Here is a 21899-nt window from a genome sequence, read left to right as displayed (position 1 = left end):
GCCGGACCTAGCGGCGTCGCTCGCTGATGTGGAACCCGACGAGGATGTCGCGCTGGATGCCGAACATCTCGCGCTCCTCCTCGGGCTCCGCGTGGTCGAAGCCGAGCAGGTGCAGCAGCCCGTGGGCCGTGAGCAGCAGCAGCTCGTCGAGCACGGAGTGGCCGGCGGCCTCGGCCTGGCTCTGCGCCACCTGCGGGCAGAGCACGATGTCGCCGAGCAGGCCGGCCGGGGTCGGCTCGTCCTCGGTGCCGGGCCGCAGCTCGTCCATCGGGAAGCTCAGCACGTCGGTCGGGCCGGGCTCGTCCATCCACTGCACGTGCAGCTGCTCCATCGCGCCCTCGTCGACCAGCACGATCGCGAGTTCGGCGTCGGGGTGCACGTGCATCGAGTCGAGCGCGTAGCCCGCGAGGCGCAGCAGAGTCGCCTCGTCCACGGGGATGCTCGACTCGTTGTTGATCTCGATGCTCACGGGGTGCGGTGTTCCTTCGATCGGGAGGGGCTCGGCGGGAGGCGGTGGGACGGCGCTCAGGCGCGCGGGCGCTTGGGCTGAGCGTCGCCGGTCGAGCGGGTGGCCGCCCGGCGCTCGGCGCGGGCCGCGAACTCGCGGGCCTGCTCGCGCTCGAAGCTCTGCGCCTGCTTCTGCTGGTCGTACTCGGTGTACGCGTCGACGATCCGGCCGACGAGGCTGTGGCGGACCACGTCCTCGCTGGTCAGCCGCGCGAAGTGGATGTCCTCGATGTCGTCGAGCACCCGGGTCACCAGGCGGAGTCCGCTGGAGCCGGCGGGGAGGTCGACCTGGGTGATGTCGCCCGTGATCACCATCTTCGAGCCGAAGCCGAGCCGGGTGAGGAACATCTTCATCTGCTCCGGCGTCGTGTTCTGCGCCTCGTCGAGCACGACGAACGAGGAGTTCAGCGTGCGACCGCGCATGTAGGCCAGCGGAGCGACCTCGATCGTGCCCGCCGCGAGCAGCTTCGGCACGATCTCCGGGTCCATCATCTCGTTCAGCGCGTCGTAGAGCGGGCGCAGGTACGGGTCGATCTTGTCGGTGAGCGAGCCGGGCAGGTAGCCCAGCCGCTCCCCCGCCTCGACCGCGGGGCGCGTGAGGATGATCCGCTCGACCTCCTTGCGCTGCAGGGCCTGCACCGCCTTGGCCATCGCGAGGTAGGTCTTGCCGGTGCCGGCAGGCCCGATCCCGAAGACGATCGTGTTCTGGTCGACGGCGTCGACGTACTCGCGCTGCCCGAGGGTCTTGGGGCGGATGCTCTTCCCGCGCGCCGTGAGGATGGCCTGACCGAACGCGTCCGCGGGACGCACCGGCCCGCCGTTCTCGAGGATGCGCGCGGACTCGCGCACGCCCTCCGGGTCGAGGTCGTGGCCGCCTGCCGTCATGAGCACCAGTTCTTCCACCAGGCGCGCCGCGGCGGCGACGGGGGCGCCCTCGCCGTCGAGGGTCACCTCGTTGCCGCGCACGTGCACCCGGACGTCGGGGAATCGCGATTCGACCGCCCGGATGAGGCGGTCCTGAGGTCCGAGGAGGCGCACCATGGCGATTCCGTCGACGGCGATGACGCGATGCGTCCCGCCGGTGGTCCGGTCCGCGTCGCTCTGCGGGACCGTCGGCTCCGTCGATTCGGTTCGAGTGGGGTTCTGGTCCGCGGAGCGATCGCCCGCGTGATCAACCGGTGGCAAGGGAGCCTTCCGTCAGGTGGCCGCCCAGGACGTGGGCGTGGACGTGGAACACGGTCTGACCGGCCTCTTCGCCGGAGTTGAAGACGAGGCGGAACTGGCCGTTGCTGTGCGCGTCGGCCAGGGTCTGCGCGACGACGGCCATCTCGGCGAGGAGCTCCGGATCGCCCGCGGCGAGCTCGGCGACGTTCGCGTACTCGGGGGTCTTCGGGAAGATCAGCAGGTGGACGGGCGCCTTCGGCGCGATGTCCTGGATCGCGAGGATCCGCTCGTTCTCGAACACCACGTCGGCGGGGATCTCGCCGCGGACGATGCGCGTGAAGACAGTGGGCTCGGTCATGCATCCATCTTAAACGGCGAGGCGACCCGGGCGGGGGCGCGTTCGCCCAGGGCGCGCGGATCGGCAGGGATCACCAGCGGCCGAGACGGGCCGAGAGCACGGCGATCGCGGCCGGGCCGGCGGTCGAGGTGCGCAGGACGGAGTCGCCGAGCGCGACGGCCTCGGCCCCCGCGTCGGCGAGCGCGCGCAGCTCCTCCGCCGCGATGCCGCCCTCGGGTCCGACGACGAGCACGAGGTCGCGCCCGTCCGGCTCGATCGCGGTGAGCCGCTCCTCGGCCGAGGGCTCGAGCACGAGGACGCGCGCCGTCGCGGCCCGCTCCACGAGCGCGCGGAGGCCGACCACCGCCGACACCTCCGGCACGCGGGCGCGGAGCGACTGCTTGCTCGCCTCGCGGACGATGCTGCGCCAGCGCTCGCGGCCCTTCTCCTCCTTGACGCCCGACCAGCGCGAGACGCTGCGGGCGGCCTGCCACGGCACGACCTCGTCCACGCCGAGCTCGGTCGCGGCCTGGATCGCCAGCTCGTCGCGGTCGCCCTTCGCGAGCGCCTGCACGAGCACGAGGCGCGGGCTCGGCGCGGGCACCTCCTCGACCGAGACGACCTCGAGGACGACCCGCGACGCCTCCGCGCTCTCGACGACGGCCACGGCGACCCGGCCGCGGCCGTCGCCGATGCGGACGCTCTCGCCGGCACGGATCCGGCTGACGGTCGCGAGGTGGCGCGCCTCCGCGCCCGAGAGCTCCAGCCGACCGCCGGCGACGAAGTCCCCGGAGTCGAGCGACTCGTCGATGTAGTGGTGCGCCACGCCGGATCCGGTCAGCCCAGGAAGCGGTCGCGGAGCTTGGAGAAGAGCCCCTGCTGGAAGTGCGTGAGGGCCGGCTTCTGCGGCTTGTAGTGCTTGGCGAACTCCTGCACCAGCTCGCGCTCGCGGTGCCCCAGCTTGGTGGGAGTGACGACCTGGATGCCGACGCGGAGGTCGCCGCGGCCGTTGCCGCGCAGCTTGGTGACGCCGCGGCCCTTGATCGTGACGATCTCGGTGCTCTGCGTGCCCGGCTTGACCTCGATCTCGATGTCGCCGTCGAGCGCCGCGAGGGTCGTCGTCGAGCCGAGGATCGCGTCCGTCATCTGCACCTCGAGGGTGCAGAGCAGGTCGTCGCCGTTGCGGCTGAAGATGTCGTGGTGCTTGACCTTGATCTCGAGGTAGAGGTCGCCGCTCGGGCCGCCGGCCGGGCCGACCTCGCCGCTGCCAGGCATCTGCAGGCGGAGGCCCGTGTCGACACCCGCGGGGACGTCGACGGGGATGGTCCGGCGCGCGCGCACGCGGCCCTGGCCCTGGCAGGTGGAGCACGGAGTGGCGATGACGGTGCCGTAGCCGCGGCAGGTGCCGCAGGGGCTGGCCGTCATCACGTTGCCGAGCAGCGAGCGGACGGTGCGCTGGATCTGGCCGGACCCGTGGCAGATGTCGCAGGTGACCGGCGAGGTGCCCGGCTGGCAGCACGAGCCCTGGCAGGTCTCGCAGAGCACGGCCGTGTCGACCTCGAGGTCGCGGTGGGTGCCGAAGATGACCTCGTCGAGCGAGACCTCGACGCGCAGCAGCGCGTCCTGGCCGCGCTCCCGGCGCGACCGCGGGCCGCGCGAGGAGCCCTGCGCGCCCTGGCCGAAGAACGTCTCGAAGATGTCGCCGAAGCCGCCGAAGCCCTGCCCACCACCGCCGGGGAAGCCGTCCTGCGGGCCGCGGTCGTACTGCTGGCGCTGCTGGGCGTCGCTCAGGACGTCGTAGGCGTGCGTGACGAGCTTGAACCGCTCCGACGCGTCCGCGCTCGGGTTGACGTCGGGGTGCAGCTCGCGCGCCAGCCGGCGGTACGCCTTCTTGATCTCGTCGGCGGAGGCGTCTCGGTCGACGCCGAGGACTTCGTAGTGATCGGCCACAGGGGGCTTCGTCCTTCGTTCGTGGGTCGGTGCGCCGGGCACGGCGGACCTGTCGGGAGCCGGGGGAGTCCGGCGAGGGTCTGGGAGCGGGTCATTCCTCGCCGAGGAGGCGGGAGAGGTAGCGGGCGACGGCGCGGACCGCCGCGATGTTGCCGGAGTAGTCCATCCTGATCGGTCCGAGGACCCCCAGGCGCGAGACCTGGCCGCCGGCCGTGTTGTAGCCACTGGTCAGCACGGAGGTCTCCTGGAGGCCGAACGGCGCGTTCTCGCGGCCGATGCGGACCGAGATGCCGCGCGGGTCCGGCGTCATCTCGGCGAAGAGGCGCAGCAGCTCGACCTGCTCCTCGATCGCCTCGAGAACGGGGTAGATGCTGCCGGAGAAGTCCTCCTCCGTGCGCACCAGGTTCGCGGCGCCCGCCATCACCAGGCGGTCCTGCCGGTTCGCGCCGACCTGCTCGAGCAGCGTCTGCACGACCGGGTCGACGACGGCACGGCGCTCCGGGCTGAACTGCTCGGTCGCGCTCTGCAGCGTCTCGGCCGCCGCCGCGAGACCCAGCCCGAGGACGGCGGTGTTGAGCTTCGCCCGGATCTCGCCGAGCAGCAGCTCGTCGACGTCCTCGGGCGTCTCGAGCACGCGCTGGTCGACGCGGCCGGTGTCGGTGATCAGCACGGAGAGCAGCCGCCGCGGGGCGAGGGCGACCAGCTCGACGTGACGGATGCGCGCCGCGCCGAAGGAGGGGTACTGCACGAGCGCGACGCTGTTGGTGAGCTGCGAGAGCAGCCGGACGGTCCGGACGAGCACCTCGTCGAGGTCGGGGCTCTGGCCGAGGAAGGTCTCGATCGCCTGCCGCTGCGCCGCAGTCAGCGGGCGCAGGTCGGTCAGCTGGTCGACGAAGAGGCGGTAGCCCTTGTCGGTGGGGACGCGGCCGGAGGAGGTGTGCGGGGCCGCGATCAGCTCCTCCTCCTCGAGCTGCGCCATCTCGTTGCGGATGGTCGCCGCGGAGACGCCGAACGCGTGGCGCTCGACGATCGACTTGGAGCCCACCGGCTCGCGGTTCGCGACGTAGTCCTGCACGATCACGCGCAGGACCTGGAGACCGCGCTCCGTCACCATACGACCGACCTCCCGCCGGACTCCGGGTGCCTCGCGGCACGACCACCTCGGCGCCGTGGCGCCGCGCGGAGCTTGGCACTCCGCGAGATTGAGTGCCAATCATAACCGCGCAGAACGGAGGAGGGCGGGGCTTGCCCCGGATCGCCTCCCGGTGCGGCTGCGTCTCTGCCACGATGGACGCCGAGCGCCCGGGGTCGCCCGACGCGCCGATTCCTGAGACGGAGATCACCATGTCGGCCACCCCGCCCCCGCCGCCCGCCTACTCGACGCCCGCCCCGCCGCTGAACCCGGCCGACGAGAAGACCTGGGCGATCGTCACCCACATCACGGGCATCTTCTTCAGCTTCATCCCGTCGCTGATCGTCTACCTCGTCTTCAAGGGCCGCGGTCCCTTCCTCGAGGCGCACGCGAAGACGGCACTGAACTTCCACCTGACCACGCTGATCGCCTACGTCGCCGGGACGATCCTGAGCTTCGTGCTCGTCGGCTTCATCGTCTTCCTCGTCGTGCCGATCCTCGTGATCGTCTTCGCGATCATCGCCTCGGTGCGCGCCAGCGCCGGCGAGTACTACACGTACCCGCTGAGCATCCCCTTCTTCAAGTAGAACGCCGCGGCGGCCCGCCTCGCTCATCGGCCGACCGCCGCTTCCATGCTGGTCGAGTAGCCGCCGCAGGCGGCGTATCGAGACCCACGTCCCTCGGAGGGCGGATCTCGATACGCCCGCTCTGCGGGCTACTCGATCAGCATGAAGAGGAGCAGCCGCCGCAGGCGGGGCCACATGCTGGTCGAGCAGCCGCCGCAGGCGGTGTATCGAGACCCACGTCCATCCAACGGCGGATCTCGATACGCCCGCTCCGCGGGCTACTCGATCAGCATGGAGCGGTCCGGCTCAGCCGTCCGTCAGGCGGCGGACGACCGCGTCGGCCAGCAGCCGGCCGTGCAGCGTCAGCACGAGGCGCCCGCGGAGGGCCGCCCGGCCGTCGACGAGGCCGTCGGCGATCAGCCCCGCGACCTCGCGGCGCCGCTCCGGGTCGATCGCGTCGATCGGCAGCCCGTCCGCCAGGCGCGAGCGCAGCAGCACGTCCTCCACCCGGCGGGTCGCGGCGTCGAGCGTCTCCCGTCCGGCGGCCGGCGAGGAGCCGGAGTGCAGCCGCTCGGCGTAGGCCGCCGGGTGCTTCACGTTCCACCAGCGCACCCCGCCGACGTGGCTGTGGGCACCGGGCCCGACGCCCCACCAGTCGTGCCCCAGCCAGTAGGACAGGTTGTGCCGCGACCGATGCGCGTCGTCGCGCGCCCAGTTGCTCACCTCGTACCAGGAGTAGCCGGCCGCAGCGAGCCGAGCATCCGCCAGCTCGTACATGTCGGCGGTCAGGTCGTCGTCCGGAGTCGCCACCTCGCCGCGGCGGATCTGCCGCGCGAGCTTCGTGCCGTCCTCGACGATCAGCGCGTACGCCGAGAGGTGGTCGGGCCGGTTGGCCAGTGCCGAGTCGAGCGAGCGCTCCCAGTCCGCCAGCGACTCCCCCGGCGTTCCGTAGATCAGGTCGAGGCTGACCTGCAGCCCCGCCTCGCGCGCCCACTCGACGACGAGCGGCACGCGCTCGGGATCATGGGTGCGCTCGAGCGTCGCGAGCACGTGTGGCACGGCCGACTGCATCCCGAAGCTGACCCGGGTGAACCCGGCGTCGGCCAGCTCGCGGAGGTAGGCGGCGTCGACCGAGTCCGGGTTCGCCTCCGTCGTGATCTCGGCGCCGTCGGCGACGCCGAAGTGCCGCCGGAGCCCGTCGAGCATGCGCACCAGATCGCGGGCGGGCAGCAGCGTCGGAGTCCCGCCGCCGAAGAACACGGTCGCCGCGGGACGCCTCGGCAGCCCGGCGCTCGCGAGCACGCCCTCGCCGAGCGCCATCTCGACGATCGCCTCGTCGGGGTAGTCCTGCTGCTTCGCGCCGCGCAGCTCGGTCGCGGTGTAGGTGTTGAAGTCGCAGTAGCCGCAGCGCACCCGGCAGAACGGGACGTGCACGTAGAGCCCGAGGTCGCGGGTCTCCACGCCGTCGGCGACGGAGGCCGGCAGGAGTCCGTCGAGCGGGGCCGGGTCGGCGAGCGGGAGGGCGCTGCCCACGTCAGCTGACGCGCGCCGGCAGCAGCGCGCGCAGGTACCTCTTGACCTGCCGCTTCTGCACGACCCGCAGGACGGGGGTGCCGAGGCGGTAGAGGGCGGTGGAGGGCCGCGAGAAGACGCGGATGACGAGCCAGACCGAGTCGTCGGCGCGCTTCTCGACCACGAACGACTCCTCACCGCTCTCCGGGTGGCCCTCGAGGGTGCCGTAGGCGAAGCCGACCTGGTCGGGCTCGTCGACCACGTAGACGACCCGCACGGGGGCGTTCACCGTCCGGCCGAGCAGCGTGATCTTGAGCACGGCCGTCACGCCGGCGGTGATGTAGGGCGTGCCGTCCGCCGAGAACTGCTCCTCGGTCGGGCGGCTGGCGAGGTCGATCGGGGTGCCGGCGGAGTCGAAGTTCACGCCGGTGTACTGCACGCCGCTGCCGGCGGTGATATCGGTGACGGCGATGCCACTGCCGCGCTGCACGCCCCACGTCATCAGTGACGCGGTCGTGATGGCGAAGCGCTCGGCGCCCGAGCCGAGGCGCGCCTCGAAGCGCTCGGCGGTGAAGCCGTCCGGCGGGTACTCGAGCAGGTCCGGCGCGAGCGTGCCGCCGACCGCCGCGTACGTGACCTGCGGCTGCCCCTCGAAGCTCGAGCGCCGGACGCTCACTTCTTGTCCTTCGTCTCGACGTCACCACTCAGGGCGGCGATGAACGCCTCCTGCGGGACCTCGACGCGGCCGACCATCTTCATGCGCTTCTTGCCCTCCTTCTGCTTCTCGAGCAGTTTGCGCTTGCGGGTGATGTCACCGCCATAGCACTTGGCGAGGACGTCCTTCCGCATCGCGCTGATCGACTCGCGCGCGATGATGCGGGCGCCGATCGCGGCCTGGATGGGCACCTCGAACTGCTGGCGCGGGATCAGCTTGCGCAGCCGCCCCGTCATCAGCACGCCGTAGGCGTAGGCCTTGTCGCGGTGGACGATCGCGCTGAACGCGTCGACCTGCTCGCCCTGCAGCAGGATGTCGACCTTCACCAGGTCGGCCTCCTGGTCGCCGGCGGGCTCGTAGTCGAGCGAGGCGTAGCCGGCCGTCTTCGACTTGAGGTTGTCGAAGAAGTCGAAGACGATCTCGCCGAGGGGCATGTGGTAGCGGATCTCGACTCGGTCCTCGCCGAGGTACTCCATGCCGATCAGCGTGCCGCGACGACTCTGGCAGAGCTCCATGATCGTGCCGACGTAGTCCTTCGGCGCGAGGATCGCGGCCCGGACGATCGGCTCGGTGACGCTGGCGATCTTGCCCACCGGGAACTCGCTCGGGTTGGTGACCGTGACGGTGCTCTTGTCGTCGGTGGTCACCTCGTAGATGACGGACGGCGCCGTGGTGATCAGGTCGAGGCCGAACTCGCGGTCGAGCCGCTCGGTGACGATCTCGAGGTGCAGCAGGCCCAGGAAACCGCAGCGGAAGCCGAAGCCGAGCGCGACCGAGGTCTCGGGCTCGTAGACGAGTGCCGCGTCGGAGAGCTTGAGCTTGTCCAGTGCCTCGCGGAGATCCGGGTAGTCACTGCCGTCGATCGGGTAGAGACCGGAGAACACCATCGGCAGCGGCTCGGTGTAGCCGGGCAGCGCCTCGGTGGCGGGCTTGGACGCGGTGGTGACGGTGTCGCCGACCTTCGACTGGCGGACGTCCTTCACGCCGGTGATCAGGTAGCCGACCTCACCCACGCCGAGGCCCTTGGTGGAGACGGGCTCGGGGCTGGAGACGCCGATCTCGAGGATCTCGTGCGTCGCGCGCGTCGACATCATCTGGATCTTCTCGCGCGGCGAGAGCTGGCCGTCGATCATCCGGACGTAGGTGACGACGCCGCGGTAGGAGTCGTAGACGGAGTCGAAGATCATCGCGCGAGCGGGAGCGTTCTTGTCGCCGACCGGCGCGGGGACCAGCTCGGTGACGCGGTCGAGCAGCGCCTCGACGCCGACGCCGGTCTTGCCGGAGACGCGGAGGACGTCGGCCGGGTCGCCGCCGATGAGGCTCGCGAGCTCGGCCGCGTACTTCTCCGGGTCCGCCGCGGGCAGGTCGATCTTGTTGAGGACCGGGATGATCGCCAGGTCGTTCTCGAGCGCGAGGTAGAGGTTCGCGAGGGTCTGCGCCTCGATGCCCTGCGCGGCGTCGACCAGGAGGATCGCGCCCTCGCAGGCGGCGAGCGAGCGGCTGACCTCGTAGGAGAAGTCGACGTGGCCGGGGGTGTCGATCATGTTGAGCGCGAAGGTCTGACCGTCGCGCTCCCACGGCATGCGCACGGCCTGCGACTTGATCGTGATGCCGCGCTCGCGCTCGATGTCCATCCGATCGAGGTACTGCGCGCGCATCGCGCGGTCCTCGACCACGCCCGTGATCCCGAGCATGCGATCGGCGAGCGTCGACTTGCCGTGATCGATGTGGGCGATGATGCAGAAGTTGCGGATGGACGCCGGATCGGTCGCGGCGGGCTCGAGCCCGAGGTGTGCACGTGGAGACATCGTGCGTCCAGTGTCCCACGGCCGGGGTGCGGCGGCGGGCGAGGGGCCGGGACCGGCCGGATGCGGGGCAGAACGCCAGCTGTGGAGGGGACTCGTCGCCGATCGGCGACGAGCGCGGCTCTCCGCTGATGTTCTGCGGGCAGTCCTCTCTAGAGGTCGAGTCCGTAGGTGCGCGTGGGCTCGATCCCGGGCGGATTCTCGCGCTCGGGGAGCCGCACGAAGCCCATGCTCTCGTAGAGGGCGTGCGCGGCGAGCATGTCGGTGCCGCTGTTCATGACCACGCGCTGGAGTCCCCGCTCGACGGCGAGCATCACCACGAACTCGGTGAGCAGCCGGCCCAGACCGCGGCCGCGCGCCTCCGGGGCGACGGCGAGCAGCCGCCAGTCGAGCTCGCCCGGGCGGCCGAGGGAGTACAGGGTGGCGCCGGGAGCCGCGGTGGTGACGGTCGCGAGGATCGCGCCGTGCTCCTCCGCGACCCAGACCTCGCCCTCGCGGTCGTGCCGGGCGACGTCGGCGACGTCGGCCGCGTACTCCTCCCCCAGCTCGTAGTCGTGCGCGTAGGCGGCCAGGCGCAGGCGGGAGACCTCGGCGTACTCCTCCGGGCGCACCCGGCGGACCAGGACGTCGTCGGCGCTCATGCGCTCGCCGCCGCGGTCGGGGCCGGCAGGGCGCGCAGCCCGTGCTCGAGGTCGGCGGGGTCGGCCGCGAGGCAGACGCGGATCCAGCCCTCACCGGTGCGCCCGAAGGCGCTGCCCGGCGCGACGGCGACGAGGGTCTCGAGCAGGAAGGCCTCGGCCCAGGAGGCGACGTCGCCGTCGCTCGCGTGCGAGACGTCGATCCAGAGGTAGAAGGCGCCCTCCGGCTCGCGGAAGCGGATGCCGCGCTCGTCGAGCAGCGCCGTCGCGAGCCGCAGGTTGGCGAGGTAGTGCGCGGAGGCGTCGGCGACCGCGTCCTGCGGCCCGGTCAGCGCCGCGAGGGCCGCGCGCTGGTCGGGCGTCGCGACGCAGCTGATCGACGCCTCCTGGACGGTGACCATCGTCGAGGTCAGGCCGGGCGGGGTGACCAGGTAGCCGACGCGGACGCCGGTCATCGCGTAGGTCTTCGAGAGCGAGAAGACGCTGAAGACGCGGTCGTCGTCGTGGCCGGCCTCCTGCGCGAGCGCGGCGAGGCTGACGTGCGGGCGGCCGTAGGTGAAGCACTCGTAGACCTCGTCGCTGATGATCCAGAGGTCGTGGCGGCGCGCGAAGTCCAGCAGCCGCTCGAGCATCGGCCGCGGCAGGACGATGCCGAGCGGGTTCGACGGGCTGTTCACGATGATCGCGCGGGTGCGGTCGGTGACGATCCGCTCGAGCTCGTCGAGATCGGGGAGGAAGCCGTTCTCGGCGCGCAGCGTGTAGGGCACCGGGACGGCGCCGATCATCCGCGCGTTCATCGTGAAGGTGGTGTAGCCGGGGTCGGGCAGGAGCACCTCGTCGCCCGGGCCGAGCGTCAGCGTCATCGCCTGGTAGAGCGCCTGCGTGGCGCCGACCGTGACCCAGACCTGCTCGACGTCGGCGCGGAACCCGTTGTCGCGGGCGAGCTTGGCGACGATCGCGCGCCGGAGCTCCACCAGGCCGCCGTTCGGGCCGTAGCCGGTGTCGTCCGCGGCCCAGGCGGCGCGGGCCGCCTCGATGATGTGCGGCGCGACGGCGACGTCGGGCTCCCCCACGGCGAGCAGCGTCACGCCGTCCAGGCGGAGGGCGATCTCGAACAGCCGGCGGATGCCCGAGGGCGGAACGGCGGGGATGTGATCGGCGAGTCGGGGCATCGCTGGTCAGGCTACTGGCGGGCTACTCCCGCGAGATGCCACTTGCGTACGCCTCGCGCGGCGTGTCGCGTGCACAAGTGGCATCTCGCGAGAGGGGACGGGGCGCGGGCGGCGGGCGCGGCGCGGTTGAAGGGTGGCGGCGGGTGCGCTAAAGTTCCTTGTTGGCTTGCGCTCCACCATTGGCGTGTGTGGAGTGATTCAGAAGCCGGCGACCTCCAGTCGCACCGGGATGGCGTTTCCACGCCACCGGAAGGGGCACTCCGTCGAGTAGCCGGCTGCACACACATCCGAGAAGAAGGTAATAGACGTGGCAAACATCAAGTCGCAGATCAAGCGCAACCTCACCAACAAGAAGGCGAACGAGCGCAACAAGGCCGTCAAGAGCGAGCTGAAGACCGCCGTCCGCGCGGTGCACTCCGCCATCGCCGCCGGCGACACCGAGAAGGCCGCCACCGCGCTCGCCTTCGCCGCCAAGAAGCTCGACAAGGCCTCGAGCAAGGGCGTCATCCACAAGAACCAGGCCGCGAACCGCAAGTCGGCCATCGCGAAGCAGGTCGCCGCGCTGTAAGGCTGCGTCTCGCTGCAACGACGAAGGGTCCGGCCTCTGGCCGGGCCCTTCGTCGTTTCCGCTCGCCGTCGACGGACTCCTCGTTCCTCGTCGTCCGTCGCGCGGTCGGCTTCCCGGCGTGGTCGCGCTGGGAGGAGCGGGTCGCGATCCGGCTACGACGATTCGCTGGCACGCGAATCGCCTGTTCGCCTGCGAGACCGCGGCTCCAGCACCACCGGCGCCGGCTCGCCAGAACACCGCGCAGCGCGAGCCCGCACGACCTCATGCTGGTCGAGTCGCCCCACAGGCGACCACATGCTGGTCGAGTGGCCCCGCGGGCGACCACATGCTGGTCGAGTAGCCCCGCAGGGGCGTATCGAGACCCACCACCGCAAGGGCGTCCGGTAGCGTCGCCGTGACGGAGGACTCCCGCAGGGAGCTGCCCGCGCGCGATCGGGGGATCATGACCAGCACGGAGACGGCGAGGCCGCTGAGCCAGGACAGGGCGATCTTCCTCGGACTGCTCGGGATGATCGTCGTGCCGACCGCGATCGTGGTCGGGACGAACTCCTGGACGGAGCCGGAAGCCGCGGACTGGGTCAGGATGGCCCTCGGCTCGGTGATCGCCGCGCTCGTCTCCGTCGTCGCGGCCTGGTGGCTCGCCTTCGACCGCCGTCGCGCGCACGCTCCCGGCCGCACCTGGTTCTGGGGCGTCGCCTCCGTCGTCACGCTCGTCGCCGTCTCGACGATCTCCTCCGCCGCGGATCGACTCACCCGGTTGATCGAGGCAGGCTGACGGTGGCCGCACCGCTCGACGCCACGACCTCTCCCGCCCGACAGCGGACCTCCGGACACCGGGCGCGGATCGGCTTCTGGACCATGGCCTGCCTCGGCGTCCCCGCCGCGCTCTTCTCCTGGTGCTGGTTCGGCTTCGCGATGGCCGAGGCGCAGTCGGAGCAGGGCAAGGCCCTCGCCGCGGGGACGACGATGGCGGGCTTCGGGGAGGCCGTCGGAGGAGTACCGGTCGCCGTCGCGCACGTCGTCGGGCTGATCGTGCTCCTCGTCCTCGCGCAGAGGGCCCACCCGGGATCGGCGCTCGTCTTCGCCGGCACTGCGGTGATCGTCGCGTCGGTCATCGGGCTCGGCGGCGCGCAGCTGCTCTTCGGCGGAGCCGTCTTCCACTTCGACCCGGAGAACCGGCAGACCTACGTGCCCTGAGACCCGGGTGCTGACGGGTCGGATCTCGATACGCCCGCTCCGCGGGCTGCTCGATCAGCATGATTCTGCACGGCGGGCCCGGCACATGCGGGCTGGTCGGAGGAGCCCCCGGGTGGCGGGCTCATGCACGCTGGTCGAGTAGCCCCGCAGGGGCGTATCGAGACCACCGCCCCCGGCAGGCGAAGCGCCGAGCGTCAGACCCCGCGCGCCGAGATGACCGACACCATGCGCTCCAGCGCGAAGACCGGGTCGCGCGTCGCACCCTTGACGTTCGCGTCGGCCTCCGCGACGGTCAGGATCGCGGTCCCCAGGCCGTCACCGGTCCAGCCCGCCAGATCGCGGCGAGCGCGGTCCACCTGCCACGGCGCGAGGCCCAGCCGCGAGGCGATCTGACCGGACCCCTCGCGGGACCCGGCGACCTTCGCCATCGTGCGCAGCTTGCTCGCGAACGCCGCGACGATCGGCACCGGATCCGCACCCGACGCGAGCGCGTGCCGGAGCCCCAGGAGCGCCTCCCCGTGCCGGCCGGCGATCGCGGCATCGGCGACCGTGAACGCGGTGGTCTCGACCCGACCGCCGTAGTACTTCGCGACCGTCGCCTCGGTGATGTCACCGGTGACGTCGGAGACGAGCTGCTGGCAGGCCGAGGCGAGCTCGTCCAGGTCGTCGGAGAACGCCGACACCAGCGCCCGCACCGCACCGGTGGTCGCCGTGCGCCCGGCCGTGCGGAACTCCGCGATCGCGAAGTCGACCTTGTCGCTCTCCCGCTTGAGCTCCGCGCAGACGATCTCGATGCCGCCGCCGGTGCCCGAGCGGATCGCGTCGAGCAGCTTCTTGCCGCGGTTGCCACCGCCGTGCCGGAGCACGACGGTCGCGCCGTCCGCGGGCTGGGAGAGGTACTCGATCATCTCGACGAGGAACGCGTCGGAGCACTTCTCGACGTTGGAGACACGCAGCAGCCGCGGCTCGTCGAACAGCGACGGGCTCGCCAGCGTCAGCAGCTCCCCCGGCGCGTAGCCGCCGGCGTCGATGTCGTTGACCTCGAGACTCGGGTCCTCGGCGCGCAGGAACTCGCGGAGGAACCGCAGTGCCCGGTCAGCGAGGAACTGCTCGGGACCGGTGATCAGCACGATCGGAGCGGGTCGCGTCTGGTTCCACGCGAGCTGCGGGATCGCCGCCTTCGAGGGGGCCGCCTTGCCGCGCGCCGGGGCTCTGCCTGCCATGCCGTCGTCCTTCCGTGACCCTCGATTCTACGAGTCCGGAGACACTCGCTGGAGAAGCGAGGAGAGGTCGTGCCGTCAGGACGGACCGCGCCGTCGCTGCTTCTCCAGGTACTTCCGTCGATATCTGCGGGAGTCGGAGAAGGCGCCGATCCCCGTTCCGACCAGCGCGACCGCGGAGAGGACGATCCACCACGGCGGCTGGTGCGGCACCGCGGCCAGGAACAGGAGGAGTGCCACGTGGGCGAACATGACCAGAGGGATCGAGACGCCCGGTTGATCCTTCCGGAGTTCGGGTCGTTCCTTCCGAGTCACGCCGGCTCCTTCTCCTCGTCACGCCAGGTCGATCCCGTATCCAAGCAGTCGGCGACGTCCGGGACCGACCCGCGGCGCCAGGCTGTCCGCTCCGTCGCGGGATACCCGCCGATGGGGGTCCGCCGGCACCTTCCTCGTCGGCGACCCGCGCCCCTCGGCTGAGCGCAGCCACGACTCCACGGCCGTGCTCGTTCGAAGCGGCCACCGGCGCGGCGGCTCCGCTCGTCCAGACGACGACCCCCTCGGGTCGCGAAGAAAGCAGCACCGTTCCCTCCAGGTCCGTCCGCAGGGCGCGGGTCCCGCGCTCGGCCAGCAGCGCGAGCAGCGACGGCGTCGGATGGCCGTAGGTGTTGTCCGCGCCGACCGAGACGAGTCCGATGCGGGCACCGAGTGCGTCGTAGAGGGCCGGCGACTGGTCGGCGGAGCCGTGGTGCGCCACTTTCACGACGTCGACGCGCCCCGGATCCAGGCGCGCGAGCCGCCCCTGCTCCTCGGCGCCGAGGTCGCCGAGCATGGCCAGAGAGAGCGGGCCGCCGGTCTCGTCCGCGGCGATGTCGATCCGCAGGGTCACGCTCGCCTCGTTGCCGCGGAGGGTGGTCCCCCGCTCCGGCCAGACGACCCGCCAGCGCAGCGAGCCGACCGAGCCGCTGTCGCCGCGCGCCGCCTCGCGCACCGCTGCCCCGCCGCACACGAGGTCGGCGCGATCGCGGGTGTCGCCCTCGTCCGCCACCGGGCCGACGAGCGCCTCGTCGACGCGACCGACCACGGCCGCCAGGCCGCCGACGTGGTCGAGGTCGTAGTGGGTGAGCAGCAGCAGTGCGAGGCGGTCGATGCCGAGCAGGTCGAGGCACGCGTCGAGCCGCTCCGGCAACGGGCCGGTGTCGACGAGGACCACGCCGGCGTCGCCGCGGACCAGCACCGCGTCGCCCTGCCCGATGTCGCACATCGCCACCCGCCAGTCCGAGGGGACGGCTCCGGAGCGCAGCAGCGGCGTCGCCACGCTCGACGCTCCCCCGACGACCAGCGCCCCGGCGAGCACGGTCGCCGCGACCTGTCGCGCCCGCGTGAGGCGACGCGAACGGGTGACGAGCAGCAGGGCGAGCACGGTCAGTACCGTGAGCGCCAGCATCCCGCCGAGCCCGGGCAGCCAGGCGATCCGCGGAGACGGCCAGGTGGCGACGGCGCGCGCGATCGAGGCGATCCACCAGGCCGGCACGGCCGCGAGACGGATCGCGACGTCGGCGCCGCCCGGCCACCACGGCGCCAGGAGGCAGCCGATCAGCCCGAGTCCGGTGGCCACCGGGGCCGCCGGCTCGGCGAGCAGGTTCGCCAGCACCCCGTAGACCGGGATCGACGGGTCGATCAGCAGGACCGCGGGCTGACAGGCCAGCTGGGCCGCCAGCGGGACCGCGACCACCACCGCGAGCGGACGCGGCAGCACGTCGCCGAGCCGGTCCGCGATCGGCTCCGCCGCGAGCAGCAGCCCGCCCGTCGCCAGCACGGACAGCACGAAGCCGAGCCGTCCCGCGATCGCGGGATCGATGAGCATCAGCAGGACGACACTCGCCAGCAGCGCCGGGACCGCCGCGCCCGAGCGCCGCCCCAGTCGCGCGAGCAGCACGACGCTCGCCATCACCGCCGCGCGGACGACGCTGGGCTCGGGAGTGACGAGCACGACGAAGGCGCCGAGGAGTGCCAGAGCCGACGCGGTCCGCAGGCGACGGCCCGCGCCGAGCAGCGCGGCGATGAGCCAGCCGGCCGCGACCACGACCGCGCAGTTCGCTCCGGACACCGCGGTGAGGTGGGTGAGGGAGGCGGTCCGCATGTCGTCCTCCAGATCGGACGGGAGGGCGGAGGTGTCCCCGGTCGCGAGGCCGGGCAGCAGGCCCGCCACGTCTCCCTCGAGCACCGCGGTCCTGGCGAGGAAGGCCGAGCGCAGCACCTCCGCGACCGCCGCCACCCCCACGGGCGGGCGCCGCTCGAGCACGGCGCTCGCCGTCAGGAGCGTGCTCTCGCCGACGACGCCCGGCTCCTCGGTTCTGGCCCGCAGCACCACTTCGGAGCCGACCGGCAGCCGCCCTCCGGGCTCGGCGAGGAACACCCGGACCGGCGCGGACATCGGCTGATCCTCCAGCTGCAGTGCGGTGCCGTCGAACCACACTCCGCCGGTGACGAGCGGACGTGCGGACGTCTCGACCCGGACGAGCACGGCCTGAGCCGCTCGGGACTCCGCGGCTGCCCGCAGCTCAGGAGGATGCCGCTCGGGAGCCGTCACGACGACGGAGGTGACGGCCAGCGCCGCTCCCCCGAGCGCCACCGCGATCCCGGCCAGGACGACGGCACCGCGCCGCCGACGGAGCAGTCCGAGAGCCAGAGCGGCGACGAGGCACGCTGACCACGCGACCGTGCAGAGCAGCACCCCGCCCCCGAGAACGGCCGTGACCGGCAGCAGCCCGGTCGCCGCGGCCGCCGCCCAGGCAGAGAGTGCGAGCGGCAGCAGCCGCAGGTCCTGCGCGCGGATCACGGCGCCACCTGCTCGCGGAACGCCTCGAGCGTCTTCTCGCCGACGCCGGGCACCTCCAGCAGCTGGTCCACGGAGGTGAACGGCCCGTGCTCCTCGCGGTAGGCGACGATCTTCGCCGCCGTCGCAGGGCCGATCTCGGGCAGCTCCTCCAGTTGCGCGGCCGTGGCCGTGCTCAGGCGGACGATGCCGCCGGTGGTGCCCGCAGCTGCGGCCGGACCCGTGCCGCCCGGCACGACTGCCGCGCCCCGCTCGGGGACGAGGATCTGCTCACCGTCCACGAGTCTGCGCGCGAGGTTCACGGCGGCCCGCTCGGCCGGCTCCGTGAAGCCGCCCGCCGCCGCGAGCGCATCGGCCACCCGCGCACCGGGATCGAGCAGATACAGGCCGGGCGCGGCGACCGCCCCGGCGACGTGCACGTAGAGCACCTCACCGGCGCTGCTGCTCGGCTCAGGCGTCGCGTTCCCTCCGGCGGACGAGGGCGCTCCGGACGGACCCGCCGCAGCAGTGACATCACCGGCCGGCGCGAGCACCTCCGTCCGGCCGCTCGCCCGCGTCCCGGCGAGAAGCACCGCGACGACCGCCGCCGCGATCACCAGCACCATCGCCGCGCCGACCCCGATCCGCCAGCGCGAGCGCGCTCGCCGCGGACGGCGCAGCAGCCCCGCGGGGTCGTCGGCCTGGCTCGTCTGCTGCATCCGACGACGCTAGGGCGGCCCGGTTCGGGCGATCAGCGACTCCTGCGGATCAGTGGACGAAGCCCGAGATCCCGTCCTGTGGAGGACACACCCCCCGACCGCTCAGAGCAGTCGCAGCCGCCCGACGATCTTGTCGATCCGGTTCCTCGGCCCGATCAGACCGACCGCCAGGTACTCGACGAGCTCCGGCCCGGTCGCCCCGAGCACCTCGCGGTACTCGTCGTACACGCGGGTGTCCTGCGCGGCGGCCGGCATGTCGGCGACGAACGTCCCCTCGTGCGCCTCCGCCTTCGCCCGGATCATCCGCAGCGTGGCCGCGTCGGCGGCGAGCACGGTGCAGCCCGCCCACGGCAGCCCCGGGTGCTCGGAGCCCGAGGCGTCCTGCGCAGCAGGACCGAGCAGTCCGGGTACCTGCACACCGGTCGCCGCGGCGACGCAGACGGCGGCGTTCACCGCGCGCCCGATCGGCAGCGCCTCGTCGACCACGACCACCCACTTCAGCCGCGCCGATCGGGTCGGCGCCGCGGTGTCGATCTCGTCCTCGGCGTAGCCGACAGGTGCAGTGCTCATCGTCGTCCCTCTCTGGTCGATCCTTCCGACCGACCGCGCTCACGATAGGCGGATGCGCGAGCGTGCCGCAGGATGTCCGTATGAACGACCAGCAGAACCACGACGGAGTGGTCCTCGACGCACTCGACATCGCCATCCTCCGCCTCCTCCAGTCGGATGCGCGGATGTCGAATCGCGACGTCGCCACCGCGGTCGGGGTCTCCCCCACGACCTCCCTCGATCGCATGCGGCGACTGCGCACCCGCGGCGTCATCCGAGGCACCACCCTCGACGTCGACCTCGCCGCGATCGGCCGCGGCGTCCAAGCGCTGATCGCCGTGCGCATCCGACCGCCGTCGCGCGAGGTGATCGAGTCGTTCCGCGACTGGGTCAGCGGCCTCGAGCAGACCCTCGGCGTCTTCGTCACCGCCGGCAACGAGGACTTCATCATCCACGTCGCCGTCCGCGACAACGACGACCTCTACGCCTTCGTCATCGACCGCCTCACCGAGCGCCGCGAGGTCGCCGACGTCCGCACCTCGGTCGTCTACCAGCACATCCGCAACGGCGCGGTGCCGCCCGCCTGACAGCGCGTCGGAGGCGGGAACGCCGAAGGGGCCCCTCCGCGGTGGAGGAGCCCCTTCGAGGTGAGCCGGCGCTCGGGACGGCCTAGGCCGGCTTCGTCACCAGGTTCACCAGGCGCGGCGCCCGGACGACGGCCGTGACGACCTCGCGTCCCTGCAGCGCCCGCGCGACACCGGTGGCCGCCCGCGCCTTCTGCTCGAGCTCGTCCGAGGAGATCTTCGGCGAGACCTCGATGCGGTCGCGGACCTTGCCGTCGACCTGCAGGATCGCCGTGACCTTCTCCTCGACCAGGAGCGTCGGGTCGGCCTTGCGCCAGAGCGCGTGCGCGACCGAGCCCTCGTAGCCGAGACGGTTCCACATGTCCTCGGCCGTGTACGGCGCGAACAGGTTGAGTGCCATCGCGACGACCTCGGTCGCCTCGCGGACGGCGGGGTCGCCCGCGCCGGCGCCGGAGTCGATGACCTTGCGGGTGGCGTTGACCAGCTCCATCAGGCGCGCGACGACGACGTTGAACTTGAACGCCTCGATCAGCGAGGGCGACTCGGCGAGGAAGCGGTGCGTCTGCCGGCGCAGCGCCGCGTCGCCGTTCTTCCACTCCACATCGGGCTTCGTCGTGACGTCCTTCGCCAGGCGCCAGGCGCGGGCGAGGAACTTCGCGCTGCCCGACGGCGAGACGTCGGCCCAGTCGATGTCGTCCTCGGGCGGGCCGGCGAACGCCATCGTCAGGCGCACGGCGTCGACGCCGAACTCGTCCAGCTGGTCCGACAGGCGGACGATGTTGCCCTTCGACTTCGACATCGCGGCGCCGTCCATCTGCACCATGCCCTGGTTGAGCAGCGCCGTGAACGGCTCGGTGAAGGAGACGTACCCCAGGTCGAAGAGCACCTTGGTGATGAAGCGCGCGTAGAGCAGGTGCAGGATCGCGTGCGTCACGCCGCCGACGTACTGGTCGACGGGCGCCCACTTCTCGGCGAGCTTCGGGTCGAACGCCTGGGTGTCGTCCTTCGGCGAGAGGAAGCGGAGGAAGTACCACGAGGAGTCGACGAAGGTGTCCATCGTGTCCGGGTCGCGGCGCGCGGGGCTGCCGTCGTTCGGGTTGGCGACGCTCACCCAGTCCTCCGCGGCACCGAGCGGCGAGGAGCCCTTCGGCTGCAGGTCCAGGCCGTCGGTCGAGGGCAGGCGCACGGGCAGCTGGTCCTCGGGGACCGGGATCAGCTCGCCGTTCTCGCCGTGGATGATCGGGATCGGCGTGCCCCAGTAGCGCTGGCGCGAGATCAGCCAGTCGCGCAGGCGGTAGTTCTTCGCCGAGCGGCCGCGGCCGCGCTCCTCCAGCAGCTTGATGACGCGCTCGATGGCAGTGCGCTTCGACAGTCCGTCGAGCGGGCCGGAGTTGATCAGGCGGCCGTCGCCGGTCAGCGCCTCGCCGGTGGTCGCCGGGTCGAGCGAGTACTCCTTCTCGAGCGCGGCCAGCTCCTCCGGGTCCTTCGGGATGACCGGGATCGCGCCGGTGACCGAGGCGGTCGTGTCGACGACGACCCGCACCGGCAGGTCGAAGGCGCGGGCGAAGTCGAGGTCGCGCTGGTCGTGCGCGGGCACGGCCATGACCGCGCCGTGACCGTAGTCGGACAGCACGTAGTCGGCCGACCAGATCGGCAGGCGCTCGCCGTTGACGGGGTTGATCGCGTAGCGGCCGAGGAAGACGCCGGTCTTCGGGCGGTCGACGGTGAGGCGCTCGATCTCGCTCGACTTCTGCACCTTCTCCAGGTAGCTCTTGAACGCGGTCCGCAGCTCGGGCTCGGCGCCCTCGACCAGCTCGGCGGCCAGGTCGGAGTCGGGCGCGACGACCATGAAGGTCGCGCCGAAGAGGGTGTCGGGGCGCGTCGTGAAGACCGTGATCCGCTCCTCGCGGCCCTCGATCTCGAACTCGACATCGGCGCCGATCGAGCGGCCGATCCAGTTGCGCTGCATGGCGATGACCTTCGACGGCCAGGAGCCCTCGAGCTGGTTGAGGTCGTCGAGCAGGCGGTCCGCGTAGTCGGTGATCTTGAAGTACCACTGCGTGAGCTTCTTCTTCACGACGACGGCGCCGGAGCGCTCCGAGGTGCCGTCGGCGAGGACCTGCTCGTTCGCGAGGACGGTCTGGTCCACCGGGTCCCAGTTGACCCAGCTGTCCTTGCGGTAGGCGAGGCCCTTCTCGTACATCTTGAGGAACAGCCACTGGTTCCACTTGTAGTACTCGGGGTCGGAGGTGTGCAGCACGCGGTCCCAGTCGAAGGACGCGGCGTAGCGCTTCATCGAGCGCTTCTGCTGCTCGATGTTGTCGTAGGTCCAGGTGACCGGGTTGAGGCCGCGCTTGATCGCCGCGTTCTCGGCGGGCAGGCCGAAGCTGTCCCAGCCGATTGGGTGCAGCACATTGAAGCCCTGCTGGCGCCAGTAGCGCGCGATGACGTCGCCCAGCGCGTACGCCTCCGCGTGGCCCATGTGCAGGTCGCCGGAGGGGTACGGGAACATGTCCAGCACGTACTTGCGCGGGCGCTTGTCGGTGGAGTCGCCGGTCGCGAACGGCCGGGTCTCCTCCCAGATCGGGAGCCACTTCTCCTGGAGCGCGCGGAAGTCGTAGCGCTCCTCGTCGGTCGGGCCGGTCTGCTGGGAGGTCTCTTCTGCCACAGGTGTGTCCTACTTCTGTGAGGGTGGGGGTGGGCGCGCGCTCGGAGGGCGCCTGCGTCCGACCAACAACCCTACTGGCCT

The 21899-nt window shown here is 71.9% G+C and carries 21 protein-coding genes; 5 read left to right on the top strand and 16 right to left on the bottom strand.

The genetic code is table 11. From position 1 onward, the window contains the following. Positions 1-7: 7 nt before the first annotated feature. From ybeY to hrcA, 6 genes are all read right to left on the bottom strand, one after another. The gene (gene ybeY, locus EDF36_RS04840) at positions 8-469 is read right to left on the bottom strand and encodes an rRNA maturation RNase YbeY (protein ID WP_123445622.1); all 462 of its coding nucleotides are present in this window, start codon (positions 467-469) and stop codon (positions 8-10) included. A 56-nt stretch (positions 470-525) separates the two neighbouring features. Continuing rightward, entirely contained in the window at positions 526-1548 is a 1023-nt protein-coding gene (locus EDF36_RS04835) for a PhoH family protein (RefSeq protein ID WP_123732106.1), read from the bottom strand. A gap of 130 nt (positions 1549-1678) precedes the next feature. Then, entirely contained in the window at positions 1679-2029 is a 351-nt protein-coding gene (locus EDF36_RS04830) for a histidine triad nucleotide-binding protein (protein WP_123445621.1), read from the bottom strand. 70 nt (positions 2030-2099) lie between these two features. After that, complete coding sequence (locus EDF36_RS04825; protein ID WP_123732105.1) at positions 2100-2834, bottom strand: 16S rRNA (uracil(1498)-N(3))-methyltransferase; 735 nt, start codon at positions 2832-2834, stop codon at positions 2100-2102. 11 nt (positions 2835-2845) lie between these two features. Then, positions 2846-3958, bottom strand: coding sequence for a molecular chaperone DnaJ (gene dnaJ, locus EDF36_RS04820; RefSeq protein ID WP_123445619.1), 1113 nt, complete (start codon positions 3956-3958; stop codon positions 2846-2848). A gap of 91 nt (positions 3959-4049) precedes the next feature. Continuing rightward, entirely contained in the window at positions 4050-5072 is a 1023-nt protein-coding gene (gene hrcA / locus EDF36_RS04815; protein ID WP_123445618.1) for a heat-inducible transcriptional repressor HrcA, read from the bottom strand. A gap of 230 nt (positions 5073-5302) precedes the next feature. Between hrcA and EDF36_RS04810 the strand changes: the two genes are divergently transcribed. Next, the gene (locus EDF36_RS04810) at positions 5303-5677 is read left to right on the top strand and encodes a DUF4870 domain-containing protein (RefSeq protein WP_123445997.1); all 375 of its coding nucleotides are present in this window, start codon (positions 5303-5305) and stop codon (positions 5675-5677) included. A gap of 285 nt (positions 5678-5962) precedes the next feature. Here the strand turns inward: EDF36_RS04810 and hemW are convergent, their stop codons facing one another. The 5 genes from hemW to EDF36_RS04785 all read right to left on the bottom strand — a co-directional run bounded on the left by hemW (position 5963) and on the right by EDF36_RS04785 (position 11498). Then, positions 5963-7189, bottom strand: a complete 1227-nt coding sequence (hemW, locus tag EDF36_RS04805; protein WP_123732104.1) for a radical SAM family heme chaperone HemW — start codon at positions 7187-7189, stop codon at positions 5963-5965. Between the two features lies 1 nt (position 7190). Then, positions 7191-7844, bottom strand: a complete 654-nt coding sequence (locus EDF36_RS04800; RefSeq protein ID WP_123732103.1) for a DUF1990 family protein — start codon at positions 7842-7844, stop codon at positions 7191-7193. Next, the gene (lepA, locus tag EDF36_RS04795; protein WP_123445615.1) at positions 7841-9691 is read right to left on the bottom strand and encodes a translation elongation factor 4; all 1851 of its coding nucleotides are present in this window, start codon (positions 9689-9691) and stop codon (positions 7841-7843) included. Before lepA ends, EDF36_RS04800 begins: the two co-directional genes overlap by 4 nt. A gap of 149 nt (positions 9692-9840) precedes the next feature. After that, the gene (locus tag EDF36_RS04790; protein WP_123732102.1) at positions 9841-10329 is read right to left on the bottom strand and encodes a GNAT family N-acetyltransferase; all 489 of its coding nucleotides are present in this window, start codon (positions 10327-10329) and stop codon (positions 9841-9843) included. Next, entirely contained in the window at positions 10326-11498 is a 1173-nt protein-coding gene (locus EDF36_RS04785; RefSeq protein WP_123732101.1) for a pyridoxal phosphate-dependent aminotransferase, read from the bottom strand. Before EDF36_RS04785 ends, EDF36_RS04790 begins: the two co-directional genes overlap by 4 nt. 307 nt (positions 11499-11805) lie before the next feature. Here EDF36_RS04785 and rpsT point away from each other — a divergent pair, with 307 nt between their 5' ends. The 3 genes from rpsT to EDF36_RS04770 all read left to right on the top strand — a co-directional run bounded on the left by rpsT (position 11806) and on the right by EDF36_RS04770 (position 13263). Beyond that, a complete protein-coding gene (rpsT, locus tag EDF36_RS04780) occupies positions 11806-12066 on the top strand; it encodes a 30S ribosomal protein S20 (RefSeq protein ID WP_123445612.1) in 261 nt (86 codons plus the stop codon). A 442-nt stretch (positions 12067-12508) separates the two neighbouring features. Continuing rightward, positions 12509-12841 (top strand): hypothetical protein, encoded by a 333-nt coding sequence (locus EDF36_RS04775; protein WP_148059969.1) that lies wholly within the window; start codon positions 12509-12511, stop codon positions 12839-12841. A 2-nt stretch (positions 12842-12843) separates the two neighbouring features. Further along, entirely contained in the window at positions 12844-13263 is a 420-nt protein-coding gene (locus tag EDF36_RS04770) for a hypothetical protein (protein WP_260300530.1), read from the top strand. A gap of 194 nt (positions 13264-13457) precedes the next feature. Here the strand turns inward: EDF36_RS04770 and holA are convergent, their stop codons facing one another. The 4 genes from holA to EDF36_RS04750 form a co-directional block, all read right to left on the bottom strand. After that, complete coding sequence (gene holA, locus EDF36_RS21730; protein ID WP_260300559.1) at positions 13458-14435, bottom strand: DNA polymerase III subunit delta; 978 nt, start codon at positions 14433-14435, stop codon at positions 13458-13460. Continuing rightward, positions 14359-17322, bottom strand: a complete 2964-nt coding sequence (locus tag EDF36_RS04760; RefSeq protein WP_123732098.1) for a ComEC/Rec2 family competence protein — start codon at positions 17320-17322, stop codon at positions 14359-14361. Before EDF36_RS04760 ends, holA begins: the two co-directional genes overlap by 77 nt. Then, positions 17319-18017 carry a ComEA family DNA-binding protein gene (locus EDF36_RS04755; protein ID WP_123703082.1) on the bottom strand — a complete coding sequence of 233 codons (699 nt, stop codon included), beginning with the start codon at positions 18015-18017 and terminating at the stop codon, positions 17319-17321. The genes EDF36_RS04760 and EDF36_RS04755 overlap by 4 nt, the downstream gene beginning before the upstream one ends. 102 nt (positions 18018-18119) lie before the next feature. Continuing rightward, positions 18120-18587: a DUF2000 domain-containing protein gene (locus EDF36_RS04750; RefSeq protein ID WP_123703081.1), complete on the bottom strand. Its 468-nt coding sequence runs from the start codon at positions 18585-18587 to the stop codon at positions 18120-18122. 80 nt (positions 18588-18667) lie between these two features. On the opposite strand from EDF36_RS04750, the gene EDF36_RS04745 reads away from it, so the two are divergent. Continuing rightward, entirely contained in the window at positions 18668-19153 is a 486-nt protein-coding gene (locus EDF36_RS04745; protein WP_123732097.1) for an Lrp/AsnC family transcriptional regulator, read from the top strand. An 82-nt stretch (positions 19154-19235) separates the two neighbouring features. Here the strand turns inward: EDF36_RS04745 and leuS are convergent, their stop codons facing one another. Beyond that, entirely contained in the window at positions 19236-21818 is a 2583-nt protein-coding gene (leuS, locus tag EDF36_RS04740; RefSeq protein WP_123732096.1) for a leucine--tRNA ligase, read from the bottom strand. Positions 21819-21899: the final 81 nt, after the last annotated feature.

Source organism: Rathayibacter sp. PhB152, assembly GCF_003751395.1.
Lineage (GTDB): Bacteria > Actinomycetota > Actinomycetes > Actinomycetales > Microbacteriaceae > Rathayibacter > Rathayibacter festucae.
The sequence above is the reverse complement of the archived record's forward strand: the minus strand, read 5'-3'. Positions and strand labels throughout refer to the sequence as shown.